Source organism: Acinetobacter sp. VT 511 (assembly GCF_001077515.1).
GTDB classification, from domain to species: domain Bacteria; phylum Pseudomonadota; class Gammaproteobacteria; order Pseudomonadales; family Moraxellaceae; genus Acinetobacter; species Acinetobacter schindleri.
In genome coordinates, this window is record NZ_LFRE01000073.1 from 33450 (window position 1) to 56691 (window position 23242).

Consider the following 23242-nt stretch of genomic DNA (forward strand, 5'->3'; position numbering starts at 1 on the left):
ATTCACTTGAAATGATAAAAAATATTGTCATACGTCGGTACAGAGACAGAAGCTAGACAAACTTCATATTCGGAATTAAAAACAGCTAATGCTAGAATGCAAACAGATTAAAAGTGAGCCCATTATAAAATGTCAGACAGCCATATCCCTCTTCCTGAACGTTTGAGGCCACGTGACCTCAGGGAAATTATTGGGCAGGATCACCTGCTCGGTGAAAATGCACCTTTACGTCAGATGATTGATCAAGGGCATTTACCGTCTATCATTTTCTGGGGTCCACCCGGTGTGGGCAAAACTACAATTGCACTTTTACTGGCACAGGCAGTGGACCGGCCCTTTGTCAGTCTGTCTGCACTAAATACCGGGGTGAAAGAACTCCGTGAAGTTATTGCCGACAGTGGTGATCTGCTGACCCCCGTGGTGTTTATTGACGAGATTCACCGCTTTAATAAGTCTCAGCAGGATGCTTTGTTAAATGCGGTCGAAAAGGGCAAGATTACCCTGATTGGTGCCACCACCGAAAACCCATCTTTTGAAGTCAATAGTGCCTTGTTGTCACGCTGTCAGGTTTATAGTTTAAATGCTTTAAGTGCCGAGGCAATTGAGACTTTATTGACTCAGGCGATTCAGTCTGATCGTTTCTTACAAGAACGTCATATCCAGATTGAAGAATTCGATGCCTTGATCCAGTTTGCAGCAGGAGATGCACGTAAAGCACTTAATCTGCTAGATCTGGTTGCCAGCACCTTTGAACCGGATATGGAAAATATCATCACCAACGCGGTGGTGGTAAAGGTAGCGCAGCAAAATATTGCCCGCTACGATAAGTCTGGTGAGCAGCACTATGATCTGGTCTCAGCCTTTATCAAATCGATTCGTGGCAGTGATCCGGACGCAGCACTATACTGGATGGCACGGATGTTAAAGGGTGGTGAAGATCCAGTCTTTATTGCACGCCGTATGCTGATTGCCGCCTCTGAAGATATTGGCAACTCCAATCCAAATGCATTGTTACTGGCGGGAGAATGCTTCCGTTCTGTTCAGGCCATTGGAATGCCGGAATGCCGGATTATTTTAGGACAATGTGCAGTTTATCTGGCCACCAGTGCCAAGAGCAATAGCACCTATCTGGCCATCAATAAAGCCATGGAATTGGCAGATAAAACTTCTCATCTGCCAGTACCATTACATTTACGTAATGCACCGACCAAGCTGATGAAAGAGCAGGGCTATGGTGTAGATTATCTGTATCCACATAATTATCCAGAACATTTTGTACTACAGGATTATATGCCACCGGAACTGAAAGGAACCAGGCTATATGAGTCAGCACGAAATAAACGTGAGGTTGAAGGAGAACGCTTACAGCAACGCCGCTGGCAACAACAGCAACAGCAGCAATAAAAATTTCTACGGATATCTACGGTTTATCCTTTTAGGTGTCTATTTTTATTGGTTTTCCTGCCAAAAGCTGTACGATCAACTCAGGCTGAACTCAGTCGCAAGTCCATTACTTTTTTAGAAACTTAAAAAGGTGTGCAAAAAAAAGCCCAGTTCAGGGAGAACCGGGCTGAAAATAGGATGTCCTTGGGGGAGATACATCCTAGAGGGTAGAAAAAATTCTGATCGGCAAGTCTGGCGAAAATAACTTCTAATGCCATGACCTCGCCTGCTATAGAAATGATTTTAAGAGCTTTGATCAGAGATGTAAAACTGATTATTTTTATTAATAGAATTCATTTTTTCGATGATTGTAGAAGGCAATAAAAAACCGAGCTAGGCAGCCCGGTTTTCGATTTGATTCTGCTGAGCAGATTGCAGCAATTCATCCATTTTATGGCGAATTCGACCTTCAATTTTGCGTACATTCTTGGCATTCAGAGATTTACTCATGGCACGTAGCGGGATAAACAGTTTATCTCCCATACCATCAACCAGGACAAACTCCGGTTTACCACTGCGCTTTTCACTGTACATGATGCCGGCAATATTCACTTCCCCATAAACAATATGCAGATCGCAGCAGGCATCAAAAAATTCATTCAGTGCTTTGGCATGTGTGTCATTAAACTCGCCAGTACGGCAGAGTTCGTGCAGGGTAATGCCGTTGCCATTTGGACTGATAATTTTCTCGACAACCAGCCCTAAGCCCTGATCTGTTTCCACAAAGCCATAGGGTGTTTCAATCGGGAAACTAAAAATTTTGTGCTTATAATGATTTTTACACAGCTGTAGGTATTGCAATACTTCACGGCGGAACTGCTTATATACCCCTTGAGCATGCCCACGTTTAAAACGGCCGAGATGTGCCCATTCACCGTTATCATTGATGCGGTTTGGGTTCATCACTTTAATGGCTTTACTTTCATCAGTCGGATGCTGATAAACCAGTTTATAACCGCCTTTACCTAGAAGGGTAAGATCATTAAGTTGATACATCATGAAGACCTGAATAAAATAAATGGGAGAATTTTTAACCGTAATGTAACATAAAATACACGAAAAAGCCCACCCAATACCCTTGGTGAAAGGAGTACACGATGGTAACCGCTTGAGAAATAAATCAAATAACTGAGTGGTTCAGCTCAAAAAAATTGTAAATTAAGCTTCGAGCAGCTTCTGCATCTGCGCTTTAATTTTAGCCTCAACTTTACGCACATTTTTAGCATTAATACGCTTGCTCATGGCACGTAATGGAATAAGCAGTTTTTCACCCATACCATCGACCAGAACAAATTCAGGTTTATTATGCCGCTGTTCGGTATACATGATGCCGGCAATATTCACTTCACCATAGACAATATGCAGGTCACAACACTGATCAAAGAAGAGATCCAGAGCCTGTGCATGCTTCTCGGTAAATTGTTTTTCACGACAAAGCTCATGCAGGGTAATTCCTCTGCCATTTGGGCTGATAATTTTTTCAACGACTAGCCCCAAACCTTTATCGGTCTGAACAAAGCCATACGGAGTTTCAACGGGAAACTCAAACTGGTTATATTGATAGTTGTTCTTGCATAACTGCAGGTATTGCAATAACTCACGGCGGAACTGTTTATACGCCCCTTGAGACAACTGGCGCTTGATCTTGCCATGACCTTTCCAGCCCCCATCAATATCTACACGATCCGGATTCATGATCTTGATAATCTTATCGTCTTGCTCGGGGTGCTGAAAAACAATTTTTGAGCATCCTTGGCCCAGACGGGTAAGTTCATCAATTTTATACATCATGTAATGTTCCTGATAAGTCGAGGGATCTCATCCTAGGCCGATGGCGAAATGGACAGATGGGTTAATGCTACCTAAAAATAAGAAAAATTTCATGTGCTGACATAGAAATGATATTTAAACTGATGATTTGCAAAAGCATAAAAATAAAAAACCGAGCCATTCAGCCCGGTTTTTTGAATCTGTCGATAACAGATCAGATATTGTCTAAATCAATACCTAAACGTGCAGCAACTTCTTCATACGCTTCAACCACACCGCCTAGGCCTTGGCGGAAACGGTCTTTGTCTAGTTTTTTCTTGGTATCTTTGTCCCATAGACGGCAACCGTCTGGAGAGAATTCATCACCCAGTACGATACGGTCGTGGAACACACCGAATTCAAGTTTAAAGTCAACCAGAAGCATATTACCCGCTTCGAATAATGCTTTAAGCACTTCGTTCACTTGGTAAGTCAGTTCTTTCATTTTTGCCAGTTGTTCAGCAGTTGCCCAACCCAAAGCAATCGCTTGAGATTCGTTCACCATTGGATCGCCAAGGGCGTCATCTTTAAAGAACAATTCGAATGTAGGAGGTGTTAACTCTTTACCTTCTTCAACACCAAGACGACGGCATAAAGAACCCGCAGCATAGTTACGTACAACACACTCTACTGGAATCATTTTGAGTTTTTTTACCAATACTTCGTTTGGCGTTAATAGCTTCTCAAAATGAGTTTCAATACCAGCAGCAGCCAGCTTTTCCATGATGAAGGCGTTAAAACGGTTATTCACCTTACCTTTACGATCCAGTTGTTCGATCTTTTCGCCATTGAATGCTGACGCATCGTCACGAAAAACTAAAATCAGGTGGTCTTCACTGTCTGTGGTATAGACAGATTTCGCTTTACCAGTATAGAGCAAGGTTTGTTTTAACATGAGGGAACCTTCTACAAAAAAAAATGCCTAGAAAATGTCTAGGCTGGCCAATTTTGGTAAATCTGGTTTAACAGTTCTGCTGCTTTTTCGCGATCGGCAAAACTGTTATCAGGATTAAACACAGCCAGGGTGTTACTCGAACCTGCAGGAGAGAGTCTTAAAACATAGGTCTGCTGATCGACCTTAATCGTTACCTGGTAACGATCTTTGCTTTGACCAACGACGGAATGGTTAAGGCTGCTGAGCGTGGCAAGAGTGTATTGCCATATTGTAGCAGCATTTCCATCAATTTTGAGCAACGGATTTTGATTTCCATCCATCACCAGTTGCGGCTTTCCTGTTATATCTGTAACAGTTTCATCAGCTTGAGTTGAACGAACTGGCTCAGCAGAAGGGCGTGGCAGGGCAAAACGGTTGCCACGTTCATTTTCCAGTTTTGGTGCATGTTCAATCGCAAGCGGATCTACTGTGGGAGCAGGATACAATGGCGTTGCAGGACGAACCATAGCACCTTCAGGGTATTGCAGAGGCTCTAGCGTAGTGGTGTCCTTGTAGTCCAAAGTGCCATTTTTAAAGGCCATTGAACTACAACCCGCTAAACTGAATGCTGAAAGGGCAAGGATAAGTCCTAAACGTAATTGCATAGTATTGTGCTCTTATTTAATGACGCCCGCTGCAGCAAGTGCTTCATGAAGCGGAGCGCGATATTGTTCTGCAAGTGGTGTTAACGGCAGGCGAATACCTGTACCGATGAGGCCCATGTCATGGAGTGCCCATTTCACAGGAATTGGATTCGATTCGCAAAATAAAATATTGTGTAAATTTGCAACCTGAGCGTTAAGCGCTTCAGCGTGAGCATCAGCACCGCGAATAGCAGCGGCACACACTTCGCTCATGGCTTTTGGTGCAATATTGGCAGTTACAGAAATGTTACCTTTCGCACCATGTGCCATCAGCTGATATGCCGTTGCATCATCACCAGAATAGACGGTCATGTCTTTGCCTTGTAAGCCAGCAATCAGTGCAGCACCGCGTTCAACATCACCTGTCGCATCTTTAATCCCGACAATTTGCGGGATATCTGCCAGACGAATCACTGTTTCGTTTAACATGTCCACACCGGTACGACCTGGTACGTTGTACAGGATTTGCGGCAGATCTACGGCTTCAGCAATCGCTTTATAGTGCTGATACAGGCCTTCTTGAGTTGGCTTGTTATAATACGGAGTGACTAGAAGTGCAGCATCTGCGCCCAGGTCTTTGGCTTCCTGGGTCAGCTCAATGGCTTCACGTGTTGAGTTTGCGCCTGTGCCGGCGATGATTGGAATGCGTTTGTTCGCGACACGAATGATTTCTTTGATCACTTGCGTGTGTTCACTCATGCTGAGTGTAGACGCTTCACCTGTTGTACCAACCGCGACAATACTGTTGGTGCCCTCTGCAATGTGCCACTCAACCAGCTTCTCGAGACCCTTCCAATCTACGCTGCCATCTTCAAACATAGGGGTGACGATTGCGACAATGGAACCCTGAATGGTCTGTGCTTGCTGAGTCATTTTAAAAAACTATCCTATTTGTCCATCCGAAGAGAATGAGAAAACATATTTGGGATGGGTTTGTATTTTGATTTGTAGCAAATTCAATGCATTTGCGCGGAATTGAATATTGCGTATGCAAATTATGACTGATCAGCAGCATAAGAACAATATGCTTTGCTGAAAGCCACTCAATTCTTTATACAAAGCTCTGTAACAACAAGCAAGCAATAAAAAGAATGAAGCTTCTTGTAAAACGATAAAAAGAGAAGAGTATTTTCACATGGTCTGGATAATTGGACACTTAAGTAGAATTGTCATATAAATGACTGTTTAAGTAAGTTATTACATTTGAAAATTCAAATAGTTAAGCGATTTGTTAAGATTTATAAATGATTATCCAATAGCTAAAATATATCAATGATACAAGGGTATACATGGTTAAAAATGCATTGAAATCCCTGTACTAATTCTTTTTAGATATTAATGAATCTTTAGATATTTATTGAATGTTGGATTTTTTTAGCTGATCTGTAAGCCTTAAATCCTTAAACAGGAATTTTCTGGCAATGACAATAATTGTTTTTGCGACTTTCTAAGGATTGTATCTCAAACAACAGCACCGACTCCTGTATCTGTATATCCCACTAAAACATTCAACTTATTGGTAGTTAAATCCGACTTCGGTCTCATAGATGATGACGGCTCTATTTGAACGCTGATTGAACAAGGATAATCCAATGGAAAAATCAGATAATAAGCATGCTATCGTCACGGTCGCGATCTGTTTTCTGATTGCAGTGATTGAAGGCTTAGATATTCAGGCTGCAGGTATTGCAGCAGCGGGTATTCGTGAGCATTTTGGTCTCGATAGCTCACAATTGGGTGTATTTTTCAGTGCAGGGATTCTGGGTCTATTGCCTGGTGCACTGGTCGGTGGTCGTATTGCGGACCGTATTGGCCGTAAGACTGTTTTGATCTGGTCTACAGCGGTGTTCGCTGTATTCACACTTTGTACAGTATGGGTCAATAGCTTTAACTCATTATTGGCTGTACGTTTCTTGGCAGGTGCGGGTCTTGGAGCGGCAATGCCAATTTTAATTACGCTTGCATCTGAAGCTGTCACACCTGCAAATCGTGGTCGTGCAGTCGGCTTGATGTACTGTGGTATGCCAGTCGGTGCAGCAATTCTGTCACTGATTGCAGCGACTGAATTTGGTGCAAACTGGAAAAACATTTTCTACCTTGGGGGATTATTACCAATCATCGTGATTCCAGTGATGATGTTCTTATTGCCTGAGTCTAAAGAGTACTTAAAAGCGAAAGATCTAGCAGAAAATGCACCTGCTGATGCTGCGCCTAAAGGTGCGTTTAAAGACCTGTTTAACTCACAAAACCTGCTACGTACCATATTCATCTGGGTAAGCTACTTCTTCACATTGATGGTGGTATACATCATGCTGAGCTGGTTGCCATCTCTATTCCAAGAACTTGGCTTCACACATAAAGAAAGTGCTACGGCTCAGTTCTACTTCATGCTCAGTGCGACTGTAGGTACAGTGATTTTAGGTGTGTTAACTGACCGCTGGAAGAAAGCATACGTCATTCTATTAATGTACGGCGGTATCTTGGCAGGTCTATTGGCGCTAAACGCCGCAGGTTCATTAACACAAATGTACATGGCATCAGCGCTAGTGGGTGCATTCGTTATTGGCTGTCAAGGTGTATTGTATGCCTTCGGTGGTATCGTTTACTCAACAGAAGTTCGTGGTACGGGTGTTGGTGTGGCATCAGCAGTAGGCCGTATTGGTGCAATGCTTGGACCAGCAATTGCAGGTAGTCTGTTAACTGCAGGCTTCGGTGCGGCGGGTGTAATCTCAGCAGCGATCCCATGTATTATTATCTCAGCAGTATTCATGTTGTTCTTGGTTCGTAAAATGAACAGTGCGGCATAAGCGAAACTGAATAAAAAACCCGCAGGATGCGGGTTTTTTTATGTCTCAAAGAATGATTCAAACGACATAAATGAACGTCTTAAAACCTATGTCGCTATTCGAATTCAGCCATATTTGTCATGATTGCACTGAAAAATAATTACAAATAAGAAAGAGTGCTTGGCTCAAAAACTACGTATTGCGCATTTGCTATAACAACATCAAAACTATACGCTATGGATCATTCAGGGCGAAATTCAGCGTGAGTTACCTCATCTCCTTGAAACTCAAACACACTCTTTCTGGACGGGCATAGCTCAGCTTTGAAGATCAAGCGCGTATGATGATGTAAATCTACACATCATTGTCTTTAAGCTGATGATGCAATGCCGGAATATTTTGATTGGCTATATACGACGTTATACACGGGCTTATTTTTACTTTCATGTGGCATCGCTAGGTAAAGCCAAAATCTACCTATGTTTTGTACGCTATTTGGCCCAAGAATTGCCCGAATACGATTTTTGTCAGAATGCGCAGTCATTCTATTTTTGTCACCGGGACTAAAAAACAGCATGGTTTTTAGGCTATGCTTGGGCATCATCAAGATTTCAAGGAATGAGAGCGTATGCAGCAGAATGCCGCGTTGATTGTTGTGGATGTTCAGAAGGGATTTACCCCGGGAGGTAATCTGGCAGTCGCAGGTGCGGATCAGATTATTCCGAATATCAATCAACTAGGACAATACTTTAGTAATATTGTACTGACCCAGGACTGGCATCCAGAAAATCACATTTCCTTTGCAGCTCATCATCCTGACAAAGCTGCCTATGACACGATCCAGCTAGAGTATGGCCCTCAGGTGCTCTGGCCAAGCCACTGTGTGCAGGGCACTGCGGATGCTGAACTGCATCCAGAATTGGATCTGCCACAAGCGCAGCTGATTATTCGCAAAGGCTTTCATCAAAATATCGACAGTTACTCTGCTTTTATGGAAGCAGACCGGAAAACCAGTACCGGTCTGGCAGGTTATCTGCGAGAACGTGGTATCGATACGGTATTTATTGTTGGAATTGCCACCGATTTCTGTGTGGCGTGGACGGCGATGGATGCCTGCAAACTGGGCTTTAAGTCCTATGTCATTGCGGATGCTACTAAAGGCATTGACCTGAATGGTTCACTGCAACATGCCTGGCAGGACATGCTGGCTCAAGGAGTAAAAAGGATTTATCTGAAAGATATAATCGATGTGGCCTAAGCGCTGGCTTTTTATTTTTGAGCTGATCTGCTTTCAGACGAGTTGATATATTTATATATTTTGAGGCATCAAACGATGCCTCGATTTCCTTTTAAATGCCCCCGGATTTCCCCATGTCAGCACTCCTTCAATTTAGCCAGTTTGTCCAAAAGACCTTTGCTTTGTGGGTGATTCTGTTTTCTGCTATTGCCCTGATGCTACCGGAGCTTTTTGTCTGGCTACGCGCCTATATTCCCTGGATGCTGGGCCTGATCATGTTGGGTATGGGCATGACCATGACAGTAGGCGATTTTAAAAGTGTGTTACAGAGTCCAAAAGCAGTGGCAATTGGGGTAGTGGCCCAGTTTATGGTGATGCCAGGGCTGGCTTTTCTCCTATGTCAGCTGTTCCAGCTCCCGGCTGAAATTGCGATAGGGGTAATCCTGGTGGGTTGTTGCCCGGGTGGAACTGCATCCAATGTGATTACCTACATGGCCAAAGGCAATACAGCCCTGTCTGTGGCCTGTACTTCGGTTTCAACTTTGCTAGCACCTGTTTTAACGCCGACTATTTTCTATCTGTTGGCTAGTCAGTGGATTGAGATCAATGCCTGGTCAATGCTGGTATCAATTCTGCAAGTGGTATTATTTCCGATTATTTTAGGCCTGATTATCCGTGCCATTTTAAAGGCTAAAGTTGAGGCTTATATCCAGGTAATGCCACTGATCTCGGTGATTGCGATTGTCGCAATTGTCGCCGCAATTATTGCTGGCAGCAAAACCCAGATTCTGGAATCCGGACTAATGATTTTAGGCATTGTCGCCTTACACAATGGCCTGGGTTATTTACTTGGTTATTGGGCCAGCAGGATCTTTAAGCTGGCTGAAATTGACTGCCGTGCGGTATCGATAGAAGTGGGCATGCAGAATTCTGGTCTAGGTGTAGCTTTGGCTGCGACTCATTTTGCTGCATCTCCCATCACAGCCGTACCGAGTGCCATTTTTAGCTTATGGCACAATATTTCTGGACCAGCCTTGGCCACTTATTGGGCAGCCAGAAAACCCGCTGAGACTGATCAGCAGAACTGATGCCAGCAGAAACAAGGAATAAAAAAAGCCCGATGCTAAGATCGGGCTTTTTACTCTTCAAAATTTATTAGGAGGCTTTAGATTGTTTCGATTTCAGGATATCGGTTCGGAAGCTTTGCGCCAGTTCTGCCATCTCGGCATCCATCCCATTCATCACGAAAGCATGACGGGTCAGGACATTTGTTGGATTTGGCATGCTGACCAGTTCATAGTGATCAGAAATGGATTTAAGTAAGAAGTTCGGGACATGTACCGCACCTTCACGCGCTATCAGTTGCTGTGCCAGACGTTCAGCCGCTTGAGCTGAATTCAGCTGCATTTCATCCACTTTCGAAGCAATCGCGCTACGTGTCTGCAAGACAAAACGTTTATCTTCACGGTAGCGTTTGTACAGCACTTCAGAAAGTAACTGGAAGACATAGCTGATCAGGGTGAGGCAGGCGAGGGCATTGGGCTTGTCTGCGGCAATACTCAGTGTTGCACCTTTTTCATCAAACTTGTGTACCGTCCAGACATCCGAACTGTTCAGTTTATAATGTTGTACGCACAGTTCAGTGGCCTTATTCAGGAAGATCTGACACAGGTTGAAATAAGGCACAGACACAGTTTTGTTGACCGAATCCAGCAGCTGTTTGGGATCATAGAACTGGATATTCAGCGACAGGGTATCTTTTTCGACCACGACTGACGTGTTGTCTTTTTCCTTTGGCTTGTTTTGCACAGCTTGCTGTGCCTGAGCAATTGCCAGGGCAGCATTATGTTTTTCCTGTTCCAGTGCCTGAGTCAGCGTCTGAATTTCAAATTTCAGACGTGATTCATTATTGATGCGCGTCAGGTATTCGCTGCGGCTTGGACGGGCAATGGCGCGATAAGCTAACCATAATAAACTATGCAAAATAAAAGAGAATAAAATCGCTGTCCACTGGGTACGCAGAATTTCACCGATACTTGGCTCAATCAAAGTAATCTCAACTGAACCGACTTTTTTCTCGTTAAGTAATGCTTCGCGGACAAAAATCTCGCCCTCTCGGGTTTTCGTCAGACCACCAGTGGCTAAAACCTGAGCATTTGCATCCAGGATGCGAATTGAGGCAACACTTGGGTTAGTGGAATAACGATTTGCCAGTAAAGCCAGTGAAACACGATTGGCTGGATCCAGCTCAGCCAGGCTGTCTGTCACCAGTTGACTGGTCATGAGCTGACCTTGGCTGGCACGGTTTTCATTCAGCTGGTGAGTGGTTGCCAATACCAGTAAGAAGGTATGAAGGGCAAAACTTATAATCAGTAGGCTAGCAAATAGCCCTTGTCTAGGCGCATTCAACGTAAACTTCCAAGGCAATTCTATTCAAATTCGATTATGATTCTAACAATAGTTGTAGCTCAGACCCGAGTCAATTCATGCGAGAAATCATTCTTATATCATTCTTAGGACCCGACCAGCCTAATCAATTTACACGATTAATGCAGGTTTTGTCCGCTCATTCCTTACAGATCCTGGATGTTGGACAAGCGGTTATTCATAACCAGTTGACCTTAGGTATTGTTGTATCTTCGGACGACCAGACCGCTACCGCATTAGCCATGAAGGAAATCCTGATTCTAGCACATGATATCGGGTTAACAGTGCGCTTTAAACCGATCTCTGTCACAGAATACAATCAATGGGTCAAAGAAGGGGGTCAGACCCGTTATATCGTGACCGCATTGGCCCCGGAATTAAAGGCTTCCCACCTGCAAGCCGTGACCCAGATCGTGTCCAGTCAAGGCTTTAATATTGAAACTGTAACCCGACTCTCCGGTCGTCCGGTACTGGACGGTGATGATACGGAGGCTGGACCAAAACGTGCCTGTGTACAGTTCAGCCTGAAAGGCCAGATGCTAGATGCCGCAGCAATGCGTACAGCCTGCCTCAGCCTGTCTACGGCACTGAATGTCGATGTTGCAGTTCAGGAAGATAATGTTTATCGCCGTAACCGTCGTCTGGTCTGCTTTGATATGGATTCAACCCTGATCGAGCAGGAAGTGATTGACGAGCTGGCGATTGAAGCAGGTGTCGGTGCACAGGTGGCTGAAATCACCGAACGTGCCATGCAGGGCGAGTTAGACTTCCAGCAAAGCTTCCGTGCACGTGTAGCACTACTAAAAGGCATGGATGCATCTGTGCTGCCGAAGATCGCAGAACGTCTGACCATTACTGAGGGCGCAGAACGTCTGATCTCTACCTTGAAAGCACTGGGTTATCGCACCGCAATTCTTTCTGGCGGTTTCCAGTACTTTGCTGAGCATCTGCAGGCCAAGCTAGGCATTGATGAGGTCCATGCCAATGTCCTCGATGTTGAGGATGGGATTGTGACAGGTGAAGTCAAAGGTCATATTGTTGATGGTGCGCGTAAAGCGCATCTGTTAATGACGATTGCTGAAGAGATGGGTATTTCCCTGGAACAGGCAATTGCCGTGGGTGATGGTGCCAATGACCTGCCAATGCTATCGATTGCCGGTTTAGGCGTCGCATTCCGTGCCAAGCCACTGGTCCGTCAGAATGCCAATCAGGCGATTTCTAGTGTCGGTCTGGATGGCGTGCTGTACCTGCTTGGTGTGCATGATAAAGACCTCAGCCGTGCTTGAGATTAGCGATTTTTAAGATAGAAACGCGGTCAAATGGCCGCGTTTTTTATGCTGATTGATCACGCGCTGAAGAATAGTAGAGGGAGCTGTATAGAAATATACCGATCATCTTAAACGGAAAAATAATTTTTTCAGTGCAGAAAAACGGCGTTTATTTTGTAATGACACGCCAGCATCGATGGGGCAAATGTTTCGGAAAAACTCTAAAAATAAAAAATGTAATGACAAAATAATATCGCGACAGAATATGTCGTTGAACAGAAATAAAGGACTTTTTTTAGTCAAAAAACTCATCATAATGCTGGCATAGATAGACAAATCAATATATTCCACGAAGTGGGTTTTACGACATTCAACCATGAGAACCGCTGCATTGCTTGCATGATCTGGGGTTGGACGGAGGGGATTTTATGGTAACAGCGAATTTAGCAACAATTGTGGGCTTTAGTCTGGTAGCCGCTGCTGTACTTGTTGTGTTCTTCTCGCCGTATCGTCGCTGGTTAAGTTTTATGGTGGCTGGAATGTTTACTTGGGGGCTGATTGAAGTCATTCGCCTGGGAACACAGACACTATTTGAACTGCCAATGACCTATGGTTATTTAGCGGCGTTATCGAGTGTGATGGTTATAGTAACTCTATTGTTGCTACGTGAAGATCGTCGTGCCGAGCGCGCACTGGCCAAGCGCCGCTGCATCGAACATACACCTGTTTATGAAGATGACCACCAGCAGTTATCCAGCCGATAATTGCGCTATTAAAAACAATAAAAACAAATGCACCTTCGGGTGCATTTTTTGTTAACGATCATCTACAAACTGCATGCTTAACCTTCTTGTAATTTATGCTAGGATAGCTATCAATTTTCGTACAATTACAATAGGCATAATTCATGAAACTGTCGTCAATTCCTGTCCTGAAACTTCCTTTGGTCGATCTCAGTACCGACCCGCTTGATTTACTGGTTGCAGGCTTGGCTTTGCGTATGAAGCAGTTGGCACGTACCAGTCCGAAATTTATTGAATTGGTCCATGAGCGTCAGTTCCGTATTCAGATCGGTACAGATGAAGGTCTGGCGCGCCAGATTATTGTCAATAACGGCGATATTGATACTGTATCAGGTAATGCTGAGCCGGCAGATTTTGTATTGCAGTTTGCAGACAGCGAGCAGGGTGTTAAAACTTTGATGAAAGGTGACCCAACCGCATTTATGACCGGCATGCAAAATGGCACTATCAAAATGGAAGGTGACTTTGGCTTGCTGGTCTGGTTTAACCAGGTGGCGAAGATGCTTCCACCAAAATTGCCAAAACCAGTCAAAGAAAAGGTGAAGCTGGTACGTCAGTTCATCAAAGAGAAAACGGGTAAATAAGATTTAAATTTTTTAAAAGATCTGGAATGCTAGTCAATTAAATAATTGGTTAGCATTTTTTTCGAGCTTAGAAAATATTTGATATATGAAATATCATCCGCAACTGTTTCAGGCAAAACTAGAGCTAAAAGAGATTGTTTCTGCGAGATATATATTCATTAATCAGATCTGACGGGTTTTGCAGTGAAGAGCATTGCTCCGCAAGATGCCTCCCTTGTGAAGCTCCACTTCTCATTCGGGCAAAACCAAAGTAATAAGGACTGATCTAAAAGAATAGTTTATAAAGAAAAAATTTCGAGAAAAAAGTATCTGAGAGCTTATTATTCAACTTCTAAATTAAACGTCACCGGTCCGTCATTGACCAGATGCACTTTCATGTCGGCAGCAAAAATACCAGTTTGTACATGATCGAACTGGCTTTGAGCATACTCCACCAGCTGCTCATACAGCGCTTTGGCCTCAGCCGGTGGCATGGCCGGACCGAAGTCAGGACGTAAACCTTTTTGGGTTTGGGCCATCAGGGTAAACTGTGAAACCAGCAATAAACCACCGCCCGCCTGGGCAACGTTCCAGCCCATTTTTCCCTGTTCATCATCAAAGAAACGGTATTTTAGGATTTTATCAATCAGTTTCTGGCCTTTTTCTAAGGTATCTTCCTTGCCAATCCCTAAAAAGACCAAGATACCATGCTGAATTTCTCCGGTTGTTTCACCCTCAACAACGACTTTGGCTTCTAGCACTCGCTGTAATAATGCGCGCATATTTGACTCAAAAACTGAAAATTATGTGCATTGTACAAGAACCGCAGTAAGTCTGCAGATTAGCTCTGCTTAAAATGTATTCTAATCTATTGTCTATATTTGATAATATTTTAAATTATCTAAAAACACGATCGTAATCATAAAAATTATCCGTTTTATCTATTTTTTACTCTCACGTATCTTAGCTGCATGCAGGAAAGGTATTAAATTGAGAGATTTAGAAATGTTTAAGCGTTCATTACTTGTTGCAATGCTTGCAACGGTGACAGCTGCACAAGCTGCGCCATTAACCAAAGATAACGGGGCACCAGTCGGCGACAACCAGAACTCGATCACTGCGGGTCCACAAGGTCCAACTTTGCTACAAGATGTGCAACTGGTTCAAAAACTGCAACGTTTTGGCCGTGAGCGCATTCCTGAACGTGTGGTTCACGCACGTGGTACAGGGGCTTATGGTGAATTCGTTACGACGAAAGATCTGTCTGATTTAACGATTGCTTCTTTATTCAAGGCCGGTACCAAAACTCCAGTTTTTGTGCGTATGTCTACCGTCATTCATGGTAAAAGTTCACCAGAAACCCTACGTGACCCTCATGGTTTCGCCATCAAATTCTATACCCAGGAAGGTAACTGGGACTTAGTCGGTAACCAGACGCCAGTCTTCTTTATCCGTGATGCGATCAAATTCCCGGATTTCATCCATGCGATGAAACCAAGCCCGGTCACCAACGTACAAGATGCCAACCGTGTATTTGACTTCCTGTCTAGCCAGCCTTGGGCAACCAACATGCTGACTTATGTTTATGGCAAGCAAGGTGTCCCAACCAGCTACCGCGAACAGGACGGTTTCGGTGTACATGCCTACAAACTGTATAACGACAAAGGCGAATACAAGTACGTGAAATTCAACTTCCGCTCTAAACAAGGCGTGAAGGGCTTGAACGTGAAAGAAGCGGCTGACCAGCAAGGTAAAGATTTCAACCACTTGACCAATGACCTTTATAACAACATCTATGCAGGTAACTTCCCGAAATGGGATCTGTACATTCAGGTGCTTGATCCTAAAGACCTGGGCAAGTTTGATTTCGATCCACTAGATCCAACTAAAATCTGGCCAACTGAGCTGGTTCCAGAAACTAAAGTCGGTACCTTGACCCTGAACCGTATGCCGAAGAACTTCTTCAACGAGACTGAACAGTCAGCATTTGCGCCAGGTAACCTGGTACCAGGAATCGAGCCATCAGAAGACCGTCTGCTACAAGGCCGTATCTTCTCTTATTCAGATACACAAATGTACCGTCTGGGTGCAAACCACCAGCAGATTCCGGTCAACCGCCCAGTGGTGAATGTGAATAATAACAACCAGGATGGCTACATGAATGTATCTGAGCGTGACTCAGATGTGAACTATGAGCCTAGCCGTAAAGAGCCAAAAGCTGCAACTGCGAAAGCACGTGCGGTTCAAACTCCACTTACTGGCACAGTTCAACAGATCGGTGCCAAAGAACAGAACTTCAAGCAGGCTGGTGAACTTTACCGCTCATACACAGCTAAAGAGAAAGATGACCTGATCATGAACCTGGCTGCTGACTTAGGTGCAGTGAAAGATTCAGAAACCAAGCACATCATGTTGTCTTATTTCTACAAGGCAGATGCAGACTACGGTACCCGTATGACCAAAGCAGTCAACGGTAACCTGGCGACGGTTAAAGCCAAAGCTGCAAAATTAAAAGACTAATCTCGATTGGTCTTGAGGAACTGGTGACTAGGGTATAGCACATCACCTCCGAAAAGTCCTGTAAAACTCCAAACCTTTCCTGCACCCTAGGGGGAGTTTTACAGGCACTCCGTTTCTATCTCATCTCAGGTGAATTGAATCCTGAGTGACTGAAATTTTCTTTTCGATTTCTGTTGGAGTTCATCATGAAATTTATGCCAAAAGCATTTTTAGCCAGTATTCTTGCCTTCAGTTCCGCATTTGCAACTGCTGCTGAAGTGAAGAATGTCTCCCCTGCAAAAACTGTGGCAAGCGTTCAGATGACTTCACAACAGGAATTGGTCGACCTCTTCTTCGCTGCTGCCAAAATTGGCAATAGCGAAGTCATCAACGAATTTTTAAAACATGGCTTTCCGGTCGATGTGCGCAATAAAGACGGTTATACCCCGCTGATGATGGCGACCTATTATGGTCATCAGAGTATTGTTACAACCTTGTTGAAACATGGTGCAGACCGCTGTGCCCGAGACAACCGCGGCAATACCGCTTTAATGGGGGCCTTGTTCAAAATGGAATTTGCCATCGCCAAACAGCTGCGTCAGATGGATTGTGATGCCCAAGCCAAAAAGGCCGGACAAAAAACCACGGCTGAATTTGCTAAAGTGATTGGCCAGGAAAAACAGCTACAAAAAATCATCCAGGAAGCAGAAAAACCTAAAGCAAAAGTAGACAAATAAGCTGTTATTTATGGCAGTACTTTGGTCTATATTTCTCCTGGCTGTATGTAATTGCTGCAATATTGCAGGGCTTTTTATGCTTTAATGCAAAGATAAGCACAGCGATATTTCCTAAGTTATGGCGCCAATCATCCAATCCCTGCTTGATACTGACTTGTACAAATTCACCATGTTACAAGTGGTATTACACAAGTTTCCGCAAACACACAGTCTTTATCATTTCCGTTGCCGTAATCTTGAAGATACGGTTTATCCACTCACGGATATCCTGGATGATCTGAACCATCAGCTTGATCTGCTGTGCCAGCTGAAATTTAAAGAAGATGAACTGCAGTATTTACGCAGCTTGCGTTTTATCAAAAGTGATTTTGTGGATTATCTGGAGCTGTTCCAGCTCAAACGCCGCTTTATCAAGGCGACCATCGACAGTGAAGGTCGTTTAGACATTACCGTTGAAGGCCCAATGGTTCAGGCCATGATGTTTGAAATCTTTGTCCTAGCGATTGTCAACGAACTGTATTTCAGCCGGATCCGTACTCCAGAAGTGCTGATAGAAGGTGAACGTCGGCTGCAGGCCAAAATGGAACTGCTAAAACAGTACGATGCTTCGCAGGATTCAAATGATCCGCCATTTCTGGTATCTGATTTTGGTACCCGCCGCCGTTACAGCTTCGAGTGGCAAAAGCATGTGGTGGAAGAATTTAATAAGGCAGCGCCACAAGTCTTCCGTGGAACCAGTAATGTACTATTAGCCAAAGAATTGGGTATTACGCCAATTGGTACGATGGCACATGAATTCCTGCAAGCTTTCCAGGCACTGGATGTACGCCTGCGTGATTTCCAGAAAGCAGCACTTGAAACCTGGGTGCAGGAATATCGTGGTGATCTGGGAATTGCCCTGACTGATGTGGTCGGGATGGATGCCTTCTTACGTGATTTCGACCTGTATTTTGCCAAGCTGTTTGATGGCCTGCGTCATGACAGTGGCGACCCTTATGAATGGGGCGATAAAGCCTATGCCCACTATAAAAAACTGAAAATAGACAGCAAAACCAAGATGCTGACTTTCAGTGATGGCCTGAATCTGGAAAAAGCCTGGAAACTGCATCAGTACTTCAAAGATCGCTTCCAGGTCAGCTTCGGGATCGGAACGAATTTGACCAATGACATGGGGCAGACACCGCTGAATATCGTGCTGAAACTGGTGGAATGTAACCGTCAGTCAGTCGCAAAAATTTCCGACAGTCCAGGAAAAACCATGACCGACAATGATACCTTCCTTGCGTATCTGCGTCAGGTATTTGACATCAGCGAAGTCGCTGAACAGTAATCTCAATCAGCCGTCTCCAACCTGAGGCGGTTTTTTTATGCAATGTCCTGTCTGCTAGGGTCATTAGCATAAATTGTGATAAATAACCCAATAAAAACCGCATAATTGTGAAAATGAGCTGTGCTAAGATCAGACTGATTTGAACCAGAATACCTATGATAACGATGACAGCTTCAGTTTTTAATTTGGGTCTGCTGATAGAAACAGAAGACTTGGTGCCGCATCTGGGCAATGAAAAACTCCGTATTGTTGACCTGAGCCGTGCCTCTGTTTATGAACAGTTGCATATTCCGCATGCACTCCATTTACAGCCAAAAATGCTGGTTCGTCAGGAAGAGCAAGCTTTGGGTTTATTACCGGATCAAGAAGGCTTGGAAGCACTGGTTCGTTATCTGAATATTTCTCCTGAGCATCATGTCGTGGCTTATGATGACGAAGGTGGGGCTTGGGCAGGGCGTCTGTTATGGAACTTACATTGTTTAGGATTTGAGAACACCAGCTTACTCAATGGCGGTATTCATGCCTGGTTAGCGGCTGGGCTGCCGACTTCCTCTGATCCAGTGAAGCTGGAGCCAGTCGAACAACTGGTGCAAATCAACCTGAACCAGGAAAATGCAGTACGGATTGACTATGAAGCCCTACGTCAGCAGGTCGATCAAGGGCAGATCCAGCTCTGGGATTGCCGTACTGAAGATGAATATACCGGCCTGCGTCTGACAGCACGACGCGGCGGTCACATTCCGGGAGCACGTCATTTTGAGTGGAGTACTGCCCTTAACCGTGAAAATCATTTAAAATTACACCCTTTGCAGCGCACACAACAGCGCCTGGAACAACTGGGTTTTAATCTTAAGCAGCCTGTGGTGGTGTACTGTCAGTCACATCACCGCTCTGGGCTGGCCTATATCTTAGGACGTCTGCTCGGCTGGAAAATCCAGGCTTATGACGGTGCGTGGAGTGAATGGGGCAACCGCCTCGATAGTCCAATCGCTACAGGGGAGTTGCCATCTTGAGCATCACATCGCGTTTAAAACAACAATTATTTATCCAGGCTCAGAAAGTGGTGCCACAGCATCGTCTGTCTCGTGTGGTAGGTAAAATTGCAGCCAGTGAAAATCCGGTTGTAAAAACTGCGGTGATTTCTGCTTTTAAAGCCAAATACGGCATCGATATGTCGATTGCGGAGCAGACCAATGCCTTGAAGTTCAAGTCATTTAATGATTTCTTTACCCGCGGTCTAAGAACCGGAGTGCGTGCGGTTGACGCTGACGAGGGCAGTATTGTTTCTCCTGCCGATGGTGCCATTTCCCAGCTCGGCAAGATTGAAAATGGTGATGTGTTCCAGGCCAAAGGCCAAAAGTTTACAGTTGAAAATCTGATTGCCGATCCACAACTGGCGCAGCCATTCAAAAACGGTGAATTTGCCACAGTATATCTGTCACCACGTGACTATCACCGTGTGCATATGCCATTTGCTGGCACACTGACAGAAACCCTGTATGTACCGGGTGAACTGTTCTCGGTCAATCAGACGACAGCAGAAAATATTCCAGGTCTGTTTGCACGTAATGAGCGCATGGTGTGCCTGTTTGATACTGAGCTTGGTCGTATGGCAGTGGTGCTTGTTGGGGCCATGATTGTAGCCGGTATTGAAACCGTGGCGACGGGTAAAGTAAAACCTTCAGGCCGGATTGAATTGAACCAGCATAATCTGTTCCTGGAAAAAGGTGCAGAACTTGGCCGTTTCTACCTGGGCTCAACGGCTGTCATTCTGTTTGAAGAAAACAAGATGCAATGGGATGAGAAGTTTAAAGCCAATTCAACAGTGTTGATGGGTGAAGCTTTAGGGCATACCGTTTAAGAAAATTCCTCCTGACCTTCCTTTGAAAAGGGAGGAATTAAAAGGTACAAAAAAAAGCGCCATCAGGCGCTTTTTTTAGATCTAGAATTTATTTATTGCTTCACAACAATCGAATCGATACCACTATGCTGCAAAGTCTGTTGTGCAATCACTGCCGCTTCTACAGAATCATAAGGGCCGGAAACCACACGGTACCAGACCTTGCCATTTTCAACGCTTCTGACCACATCCGCAGATAGGCCATTCAGGATAATCTCGGCACGGCGTGCATCCGCCTGATCCGGATCATCAAAACTGCGTACTTGTAGAATATAGGTCGCTACTGGTGCAACAGGTTCTTCAGTTACCAGTCCCGGCTCATTCACAGTTTCAGGTGCAGCTTCCTCAGTTCGAGGAGCTTCTACAATGACCACAGCATCCTGTTTATTGGTTTCAGGCACAGCCTGTTCAGGAATTGGAGTAACCTGCTGTTTCGGCAACAGGTCATAGAAGCGATAATCCTTGTTGGTGTCTTCCTCTTCATAATGCTGAGAAGTGATCTGATCATTGTTTGGTTTTACAGGTTCCCATGGCTTCCACAGCATGAGCGCCACAAGAAAACTTAACACGATTAAAATGATCACGAGTGTGCCTAACCATGCAGGAATCAATGGCTTCTTTGGCTTGCTCGGACGTTCAGATACACCGCGTTGCGTTTTTCCAAACACTGGGGATTTCCTCTTGTATTTATTTTACCAGACAGAGAAAGGCATAACCGGTGTTATGCCTTACTCTCTGCATCGTATGTGATCGTAATACAAATGTCATTATACAAATCACCCACTCCACAGGATATTTTTATGAACTAGATGTCAAATTGGACATCTAGTTCATAGTTTTGGCTGTCTGCTTGCATGCTTACTCTGAACAAAGTTCTTCGTCTCGCGTCAAATAGAAAAGCACTGCTTTACATTTCCACTTCGAGCCTAGCTCTCGTCTTGCGAGTATGCAAAGCAGTGCTTTGACTATTTACCTTCTTGTATCAATGTAAAAGCAGTGCTTTACATTGATTCAGGAGCTGATACGCCAAGAAGTTCCAGACCATTACGGAGCACTTGACGTACATTTACAGACAACAGCAGACGAGCTTGAGTCAGTTCAGCATCATCACCGAGTACTTTGTTCTCATTGTACCAACCATGGAACAATGCAGCCAATTCTTTCAGATAATTACCCACCTGGTGCGGTTCATAGCTGTTTGCAGCACGAAACACAATCTCAGGGTAGGCTGCCAGTTTTGCCAAGATTTCAGTTTCAGCATCCAGCTCGAGCTTAGCGGCCAGACCACGTGCAGTCACAGCATCAAAGTTTACGCCAGTCGCAACCGCCTTTTCTAACATACGGCAGATACGTGCATGGGCATACTGGATATAGTACACAGCGTTGTCCTTGCTTTGTGACACTGCAAGGTCAAGGTCAAAGTCAATGTGCTGCTCAGACTTACGCATCACATAGTAGAAACGTGCTGCATCATTACCTACTTCTTTACGCAGGTCGCGTAAAGTCACGAACTGACCTGAACGAGATGACATTTGCACCATCTCACCACCACGCCATAAGCTGACGAACTGCACTAACAGCACAGTCAGTTTCTTCGAATCATAACCCAGTGCATCAATTGCAGCTTTTACACGTGCGATATAACCGTGGTGGTCTGAACCCCAGATATCAATGATATCGGTATAGCCACGTTGGAGTTTATTTAAGTGGTACGCAATGTCTGATGCGAAATAAGTCGTTTGACCATTACGGCGTTTGACCACACGGTCTTTTTCATCACCAAATTCAGTTGATTTGAACCAGATATTGCCATCTTTTTCGTATAAGAAACCACGTTGATCCAGCGTTTGTAATGCTTCTTCAATTTTTTCTGTCAAAGATGCTTCGCTGAACCACTGGTTGAAAGTTACGCCAAATTCACCAAGGTCATCTTTAATGTCATCAAGAATCGCTTTAAGCGCTGCTTGATGGAACACGCGGTAACCTTCGCCAATTAAGCTTTGAGAATTGAAGATCAAGCCATCGATATGTTTTTCTTTATCGCCTGAAAGTATGACTTTATTGCCTTCAGCATCCGGTTCTGCCGCATATTGCACATCTTCAGGTACATCTTTGTAGACATCTGCCACCGGGCGTACATAGGCATCGCCATCCTGGTCGATAATACTTTGTGCGATCTCTTTAACATAGTCGCCTTGATAGGCATTTTTCGGGAATACCAGTTCTTGGCCAGTTAATTCCAGATAACGTAAATAAGTTGAAGTCGCCAGAATATCCATTTGACGACCAGCATCATTCACATAATATTCCCGGTCAACTTTCGCACCTGTTGCCTCTAACAGGTTCGCTACGGTCATACCATATGCAGCACCACGGCCATGACCCACATGCAGGCTAGAGGTTGGATTCGCAGAAACGAATTCTACCTGGATGCGTTTTTCCGCATTGGCCTGGGTACGACCATAAGTCGCTTGTTGCGCCTGGATCTGGTCCAGAACTGCGAAACGCTGATCAGCATTCAGGAAGAAGTTAATGAAACCCGGGCCTGCAATCTCGGCTTTGCTGATATCTGCAACTTCTGGCAAGGCAGCAAGGATTTTTTCTGCTAAATCACGCGGCTTCATACCCGCAGCTTTAGACGCGATCATGGCAATATTTGATGCAAAGTCACCGTGGCTACGGTCTTTGGTACGCGTCAAATTACTTGTATTGTTCCAGTCAGATGGGAGTACGTTTTGTGCCTGTAAGGTTTGCACTGCATGATCGAGAGCTGCTTGGATTGCCGTATTCATAATCAGTCGAAAATAGATATCGCAGAAAAACAGCAAATATAGCAAATTTCCGACTCTTTAGGTAAAACCA

Annotated in this window: 21 protein-coding genes; 12 read left to right on the forward strand and 9 right to left on the reverse strand. The window is 44.5% G+C overall.

The features are described from left to right. The first annotated feature begins 129 nt into the window (after window positions 1-129). Window positions 130-1404 (forward strand): replication-associated recombination protein A, encoded by a 1275-nt coding sequence (locus ACS72_RS10960; protein ID WP_048882131.1) that lies wholly within the window; start codon window positions 130-132, stop codon window positions 1402-1404. 372 nt (window positions 1405-1776) lie between these two features. On the opposite strand, the gene ACS72_RS10965 is transcribed toward ACS72_RS10960, so the two are convergent. The 5 genes from ACS72_RS10965 to dapA all read right to left on the reverse strand — a co-directional run bounded on the left by ACS72_RS10965 (window position 1777) and on the right by dapA (window position 5703). Continuing rightward, entirely contained in the window at window positions 1777-2442 is a 666-nt protein-coding gene (locus ACS72_RS10965) for a YrbL family protein (RefSeq protein WP_048882132.1), read from the reverse strand. Window positions 2443-2601: 159 nt separating this feature from the next. Further along, entirely contained in the window at window positions 2602-3234 is a 633-nt protein-coding gene (locus ACS72_RS10970) for a YrbL family protein (protein WP_048882133.1), read from the reverse strand. 193 nt (window positions 3235-3427) lie between these two features. Further along, window positions 3428-4147 carry a phosphoribosylaminoimidazolesuccinocarboxamide synthase gene (gene purC, locus ACS72_RS10975; protein ID WP_005220503.1) on the reverse strand — a complete coding sequence of 240 codons (720 nt, stop codon included), beginning with the start codon at window positions 4145-4147 and terminating at the stop codon, window positions 3428-3430. Between the two features lie 38 nt (window positions 4148-4185). Then, on the reverse strand, window positions 4186-4791 hold the full coding sequence (locus tag ACS72_RS10980) for a lipoprotein-34 precursor (NlpB) (RefSeq protein ID WP_048882134.1): 606 nt from the start codon (window positions 4789-4791) through the stop codon (window positions 4186-4188). Between the two features lie 12 nt (window positions 4792-4803). After that, window positions 4804-5703 carry a 4-hydroxy-tetrahydrodipicolinate synthase gene (gene dapA / locus ACS72_RS10985; protein WP_048882135.1) on the reverse strand — a complete coding sequence of 300 codons (900 nt, stop codon included), beginning with the start codon at window positions 5701-5703 and terminating at the stop codon, window positions 4804-4806. 719 nt (window positions 5704-6422) lie between these two features. Here dapA and mhpT point away from each other — a divergent pair. From mhpT to ACS72_RS11005, 3 genes are all read left to right on the forward strand, one after another. Continuing rightward, window positions 6423-7637: a 3-(3-hydroxy-phenyl)propionate transporter MhpT gene (gene mhpT, locus ACS72_RS10990; RefSeq protein ID WP_048882136.1), complete on the forward strand. Its 1215-nt coding sequence runs from the start codon at window positions 6423-6425 to the stop codon at window positions 7635-7637. A gap of 607 nt (window positions 7638-8244) precedes the next feature. Continuing rightward, complete coding sequence (pncA, locus tag ACS72_RS11000; RefSeq protein ID WP_008305864.1) at window positions 8245-8874, forward strand: bifunctional nicotinamidase/pyrazinamidase; 630 nt, start codon at window positions 8245-8247, stop codon at window positions 8872-8874. Window positions 8875-8987: 113 nt separating this feature from the next. Further along, entirely contained in the window at window positions 8988-9941 is a 954-nt protein-coding gene (locus tag ACS72_RS11005; protein ID WP_004813879.1) for a bile acid:sodium symporter family protein, read from the forward strand. A gap of 67 nt (window positions 9942-10008) precedes the next feature. Here ACS72_RS11005 and ACS72_RS11010 read toward each other — a convergent pair whose 3' ends face one another. Further along, on the reverse strand, window positions 10009-11262 hold the full coding sequence (locus tag ACS72_RS11010) for a hypothetical protein (RefSeq protein WP_048882138.1): 1254 nt from the start codon (window positions 11260-11262) through the stop codon (window positions 10009-10011). Window positions 11263-11339: 77 nt separating this feature from the next. Here ACS72_RS11010 and serB point away from each other — a divergent pair, with 77 nt between their 5' ends. The 3 genes from serB to ACS72_RS11030 all read left to right on the forward strand — a co-directional run bounded on the left by serB (window position 11340) and on the right by ACS72_RS11030 (window position 13935). Next, a complete protein-coding gene (gene serB, locus ACS72_RS11015; RefSeq protein WP_048882139.1) occupies window positions 11340-12566 on the forward strand; it encodes a phosphoserine phosphatase SerB in 1227 nt (408 codons plus the stop codon). Window positions 12567-12976: 410 nt separating this feature from the next. After that, window positions 12977-13312, forward strand: a complete 336-nt coding sequence (gene aciT, locus ACS72_RS11025) for a ciprofloxacin tolerance protein AciT (protein WP_048882141.1) — start codon at window positions 12977-12979, stop codon at window positions 13310-13312. A 143-nt stretch (window positions 13313-13455) separates the two neighbouring features. Then, window positions 13456-13935: a hypothetical protein gene (locus ACS72_RS11030; protein ID WP_004813874.1), complete on the forward strand. Its 480-nt coding sequence runs from the start codon at window positions 13456-13458 to the stop codon at window positions 13933-13935. Between the two features lie 320 nt (window positions 13936-14255). Here ACS72_RS11030 and dtd read toward each other — a convergent pair whose 3' ends face one another. Beyond that, window positions 14256-14696 (reverse strand): D-aminoacyl-tRNA deacylase, encoded by a 441-nt coding sequence (dtd, locus tag ACS72_RS11035; RefSeq protein ID WP_008305853.1) that lies wholly within the window; start codon window positions 14694-14696, stop codon window positions 14256-14258. Between the two features lie 223 nt (window positions 14697-14919). On the opposite strand from dtd, the gene ACS72_RS11040 reads away from it, so the two are divergent. From ACS72_RS11040 to asd, 5 genes are all read left to right on the forward strand, one after another. Next, entirely contained in the window at window positions 14920-16434 is a 1515-nt protein-coding gene (locus tag ACS72_RS11040) for a catalase (protein ID WP_048882142.1), read from the forward strand. A gap of 185 nt (window positions 16435-16619) precedes the next feature. Beyond that, on the forward strand, window positions 16620-17150 hold the full coding sequence (locus ACS72_RS11045) for an ankyrin repeat domain-containing protein (protein WP_048882143.1): 531 nt from the start codon (window positions 16620-16622) through the stop codon (window positions 17148-17150). Between the two features lie 118 nt (window positions 17151-17268). Then, entirely contained in the window at window positions 17269-18480 is a 1212-nt protein-coding gene (pncB, locus tag ACS72_RS11050; RefSeq protein ID WP_048882144.1) for a nicotinate phosphoribosyltransferase, read from the forward strand. A 164-nt stretch (window positions 18481-18644) separates the two neighbouring features. Further along, window positions 18645-19493, forward strand: a complete 849-nt coding sequence (locus tag ACS72_RS11055) for a sulfurtransferase (RefSeq protein WP_048882145.1) — start codon at window positions 18645-18647, stop codon at window positions 19491-19493. Beyond that, window positions 19490-20341, forward strand: coding sequence for an archaetidylserine decarboxylase (gene asd / locus ACS72_RS11060; RefSeq protein ID WP_048882146.1), 852 nt, complete (start codon window positions 19490-19492; stop codon window positions 20339-20341). The genes ACS72_RS11055 and asd overlap by 4 nt, the downstream gene beginning before the upstream one ends. Window positions 20342-20433: 92 nt before the next feature. Here the strand turns inward: asd and ACS72_RS11065 are convergent, their stop codons facing one another. After that, window positions 20434-21048, reverse strand: coding sequence for an SPOR domain-containing protein (locus tag ACS72_RS11065; protein WP_048882147.1), 615 nt, complete (start codon window positions 21046-21048; stop codon window positions 20434-20436). A gap of 333 nt (window positions 21049-21381) precedes the next feature. After that, window positions 21382-23172: an arginine--tRNA ligase gene (gene argS / locus ACS72_RS11070; protein WP_048882247.1), complete on the reverse strand. Its 1791-nt coding sequence runs from the start codon at window positions 23170-23172 to the stop codon at window positions 21382-21384. Window positions 23173-23242: the final 70 nt, after the last annotated feature.

Coding starts and splice junctions, on each gene's coding strand:
- serB (WP_048882139.1), top strand. CDS start 11,340: ATGCGAGAAATCATTCTTATATCATTCTTAGGACCCGACCAGCCTAAT.
- ACS72_RS11055 (WP_048882145.1), top strand. CDS start 18,645: ATGACAGCTTCAGTTTTTAATTTGGGTCTGCTGATAGAAACAGAAGAC.
- aciT (WP_048882141.1), top strand. CDS start 12,977: ATGGTAACAGCGAATTTAGCAACAATTGTGGGCTTTAGTCTGGTAGCC.
- purC (WP_005220503.1), bottom strand. CDS start 4,147: ATGTTAAAACAAACCTTGCTCTATACTGGTAAAGCGAAATCTGTCTAT.
- ACS72_RS11045 (WP_048882143.1), top strand. CDS start 16,620: ATGAAATTTATGCCAAAAGCATTTTTAGCCAGTATTCTTGCCTTCAGT.
- pncA (WP_008305864.1), top strand. CDS start 8,245: ATGCAGCAGAATGCCGCGTTGATTGTTGTGGATGTTCAGAAGGGATTT.
- ACS72_RS11030 (WP_004813874.1), top strand. CDS start 13,456: ATGAAACTGTCGTCAATTCCTGTCCTGAAACTTCCTTTGGTCGATCTC.
- ACS72_RS10965 (WP_048882132.1), bottom strand. CDS start 2,442: ATGATGTATCAACTTAATGATCTTACCCTTCTAGGTAAAGGCGGTTAT.
- mhpT (WP_048882136.1), top strand. CDS start 6,423: ATGGAAAAATCAGATAATAAGCATGCTATCGTCACGGTCGCGATCTGT.
- ACS72_RS10960 (WP_048882131.1), top strand. CDS start 130: ATGTCAGACAGCCATATCCCTCTTCCTGAACGTTTGAGGCCACGTGAC.
- argS (WP_048882247.1), bottom strand. CDS start 23,172: ATGAATACGGCAATCCAAGCAGCTCTCGATCATGCAGTGCAAACCTTA.
- ACS72_RS10980 (WP_048882134.1), bottom strand. CDS start 4,791: ATGCAATTACGTTTAGGACTTATCCTTGCCCTTTCAGCATTCAGTTTA.
- pncB (WP_048882144.1), top strand. CDS start 17,269: ATGGCGCCAATCATCCAATCCCTGCTTGATACTGACTTGTACAAATTC.
- ACS72_RS11040 (WP_048882142.1), top strand. CDS start 14,920: ATGTTTAAGCGTTCATTACTTGTTGCAATGCTTGCAACGGTGACAGCT.
- ACS72_RS10970 (WP_048882133.1), bottom strand. CDS start 3,234: ATGATGTATAAAATTGATGAACTTACCCGTCTGGGCCAAGGATGCTCA.
- ACS72_RS11005 (WP_004813879.1), top strand. CDS start 8,988: ATGTCAGCACTCCTTCAATTTAGCCAGTTTGTCCAAAAGACCTTTGCT.
- dapA (WP_048882135.1), bottom strand. CDS start 5,703: ATGACTCAGCAAGCACAGACCATTCAGGGTTCCATTGTCGCAATCGTC.
- dtd (WP_008305853.1), bottom strand. CDS start 14,696: ATGCGCGCATTATTACAGCGAGTGCTAGAAGCCAAAGTCGTTGTTGAG.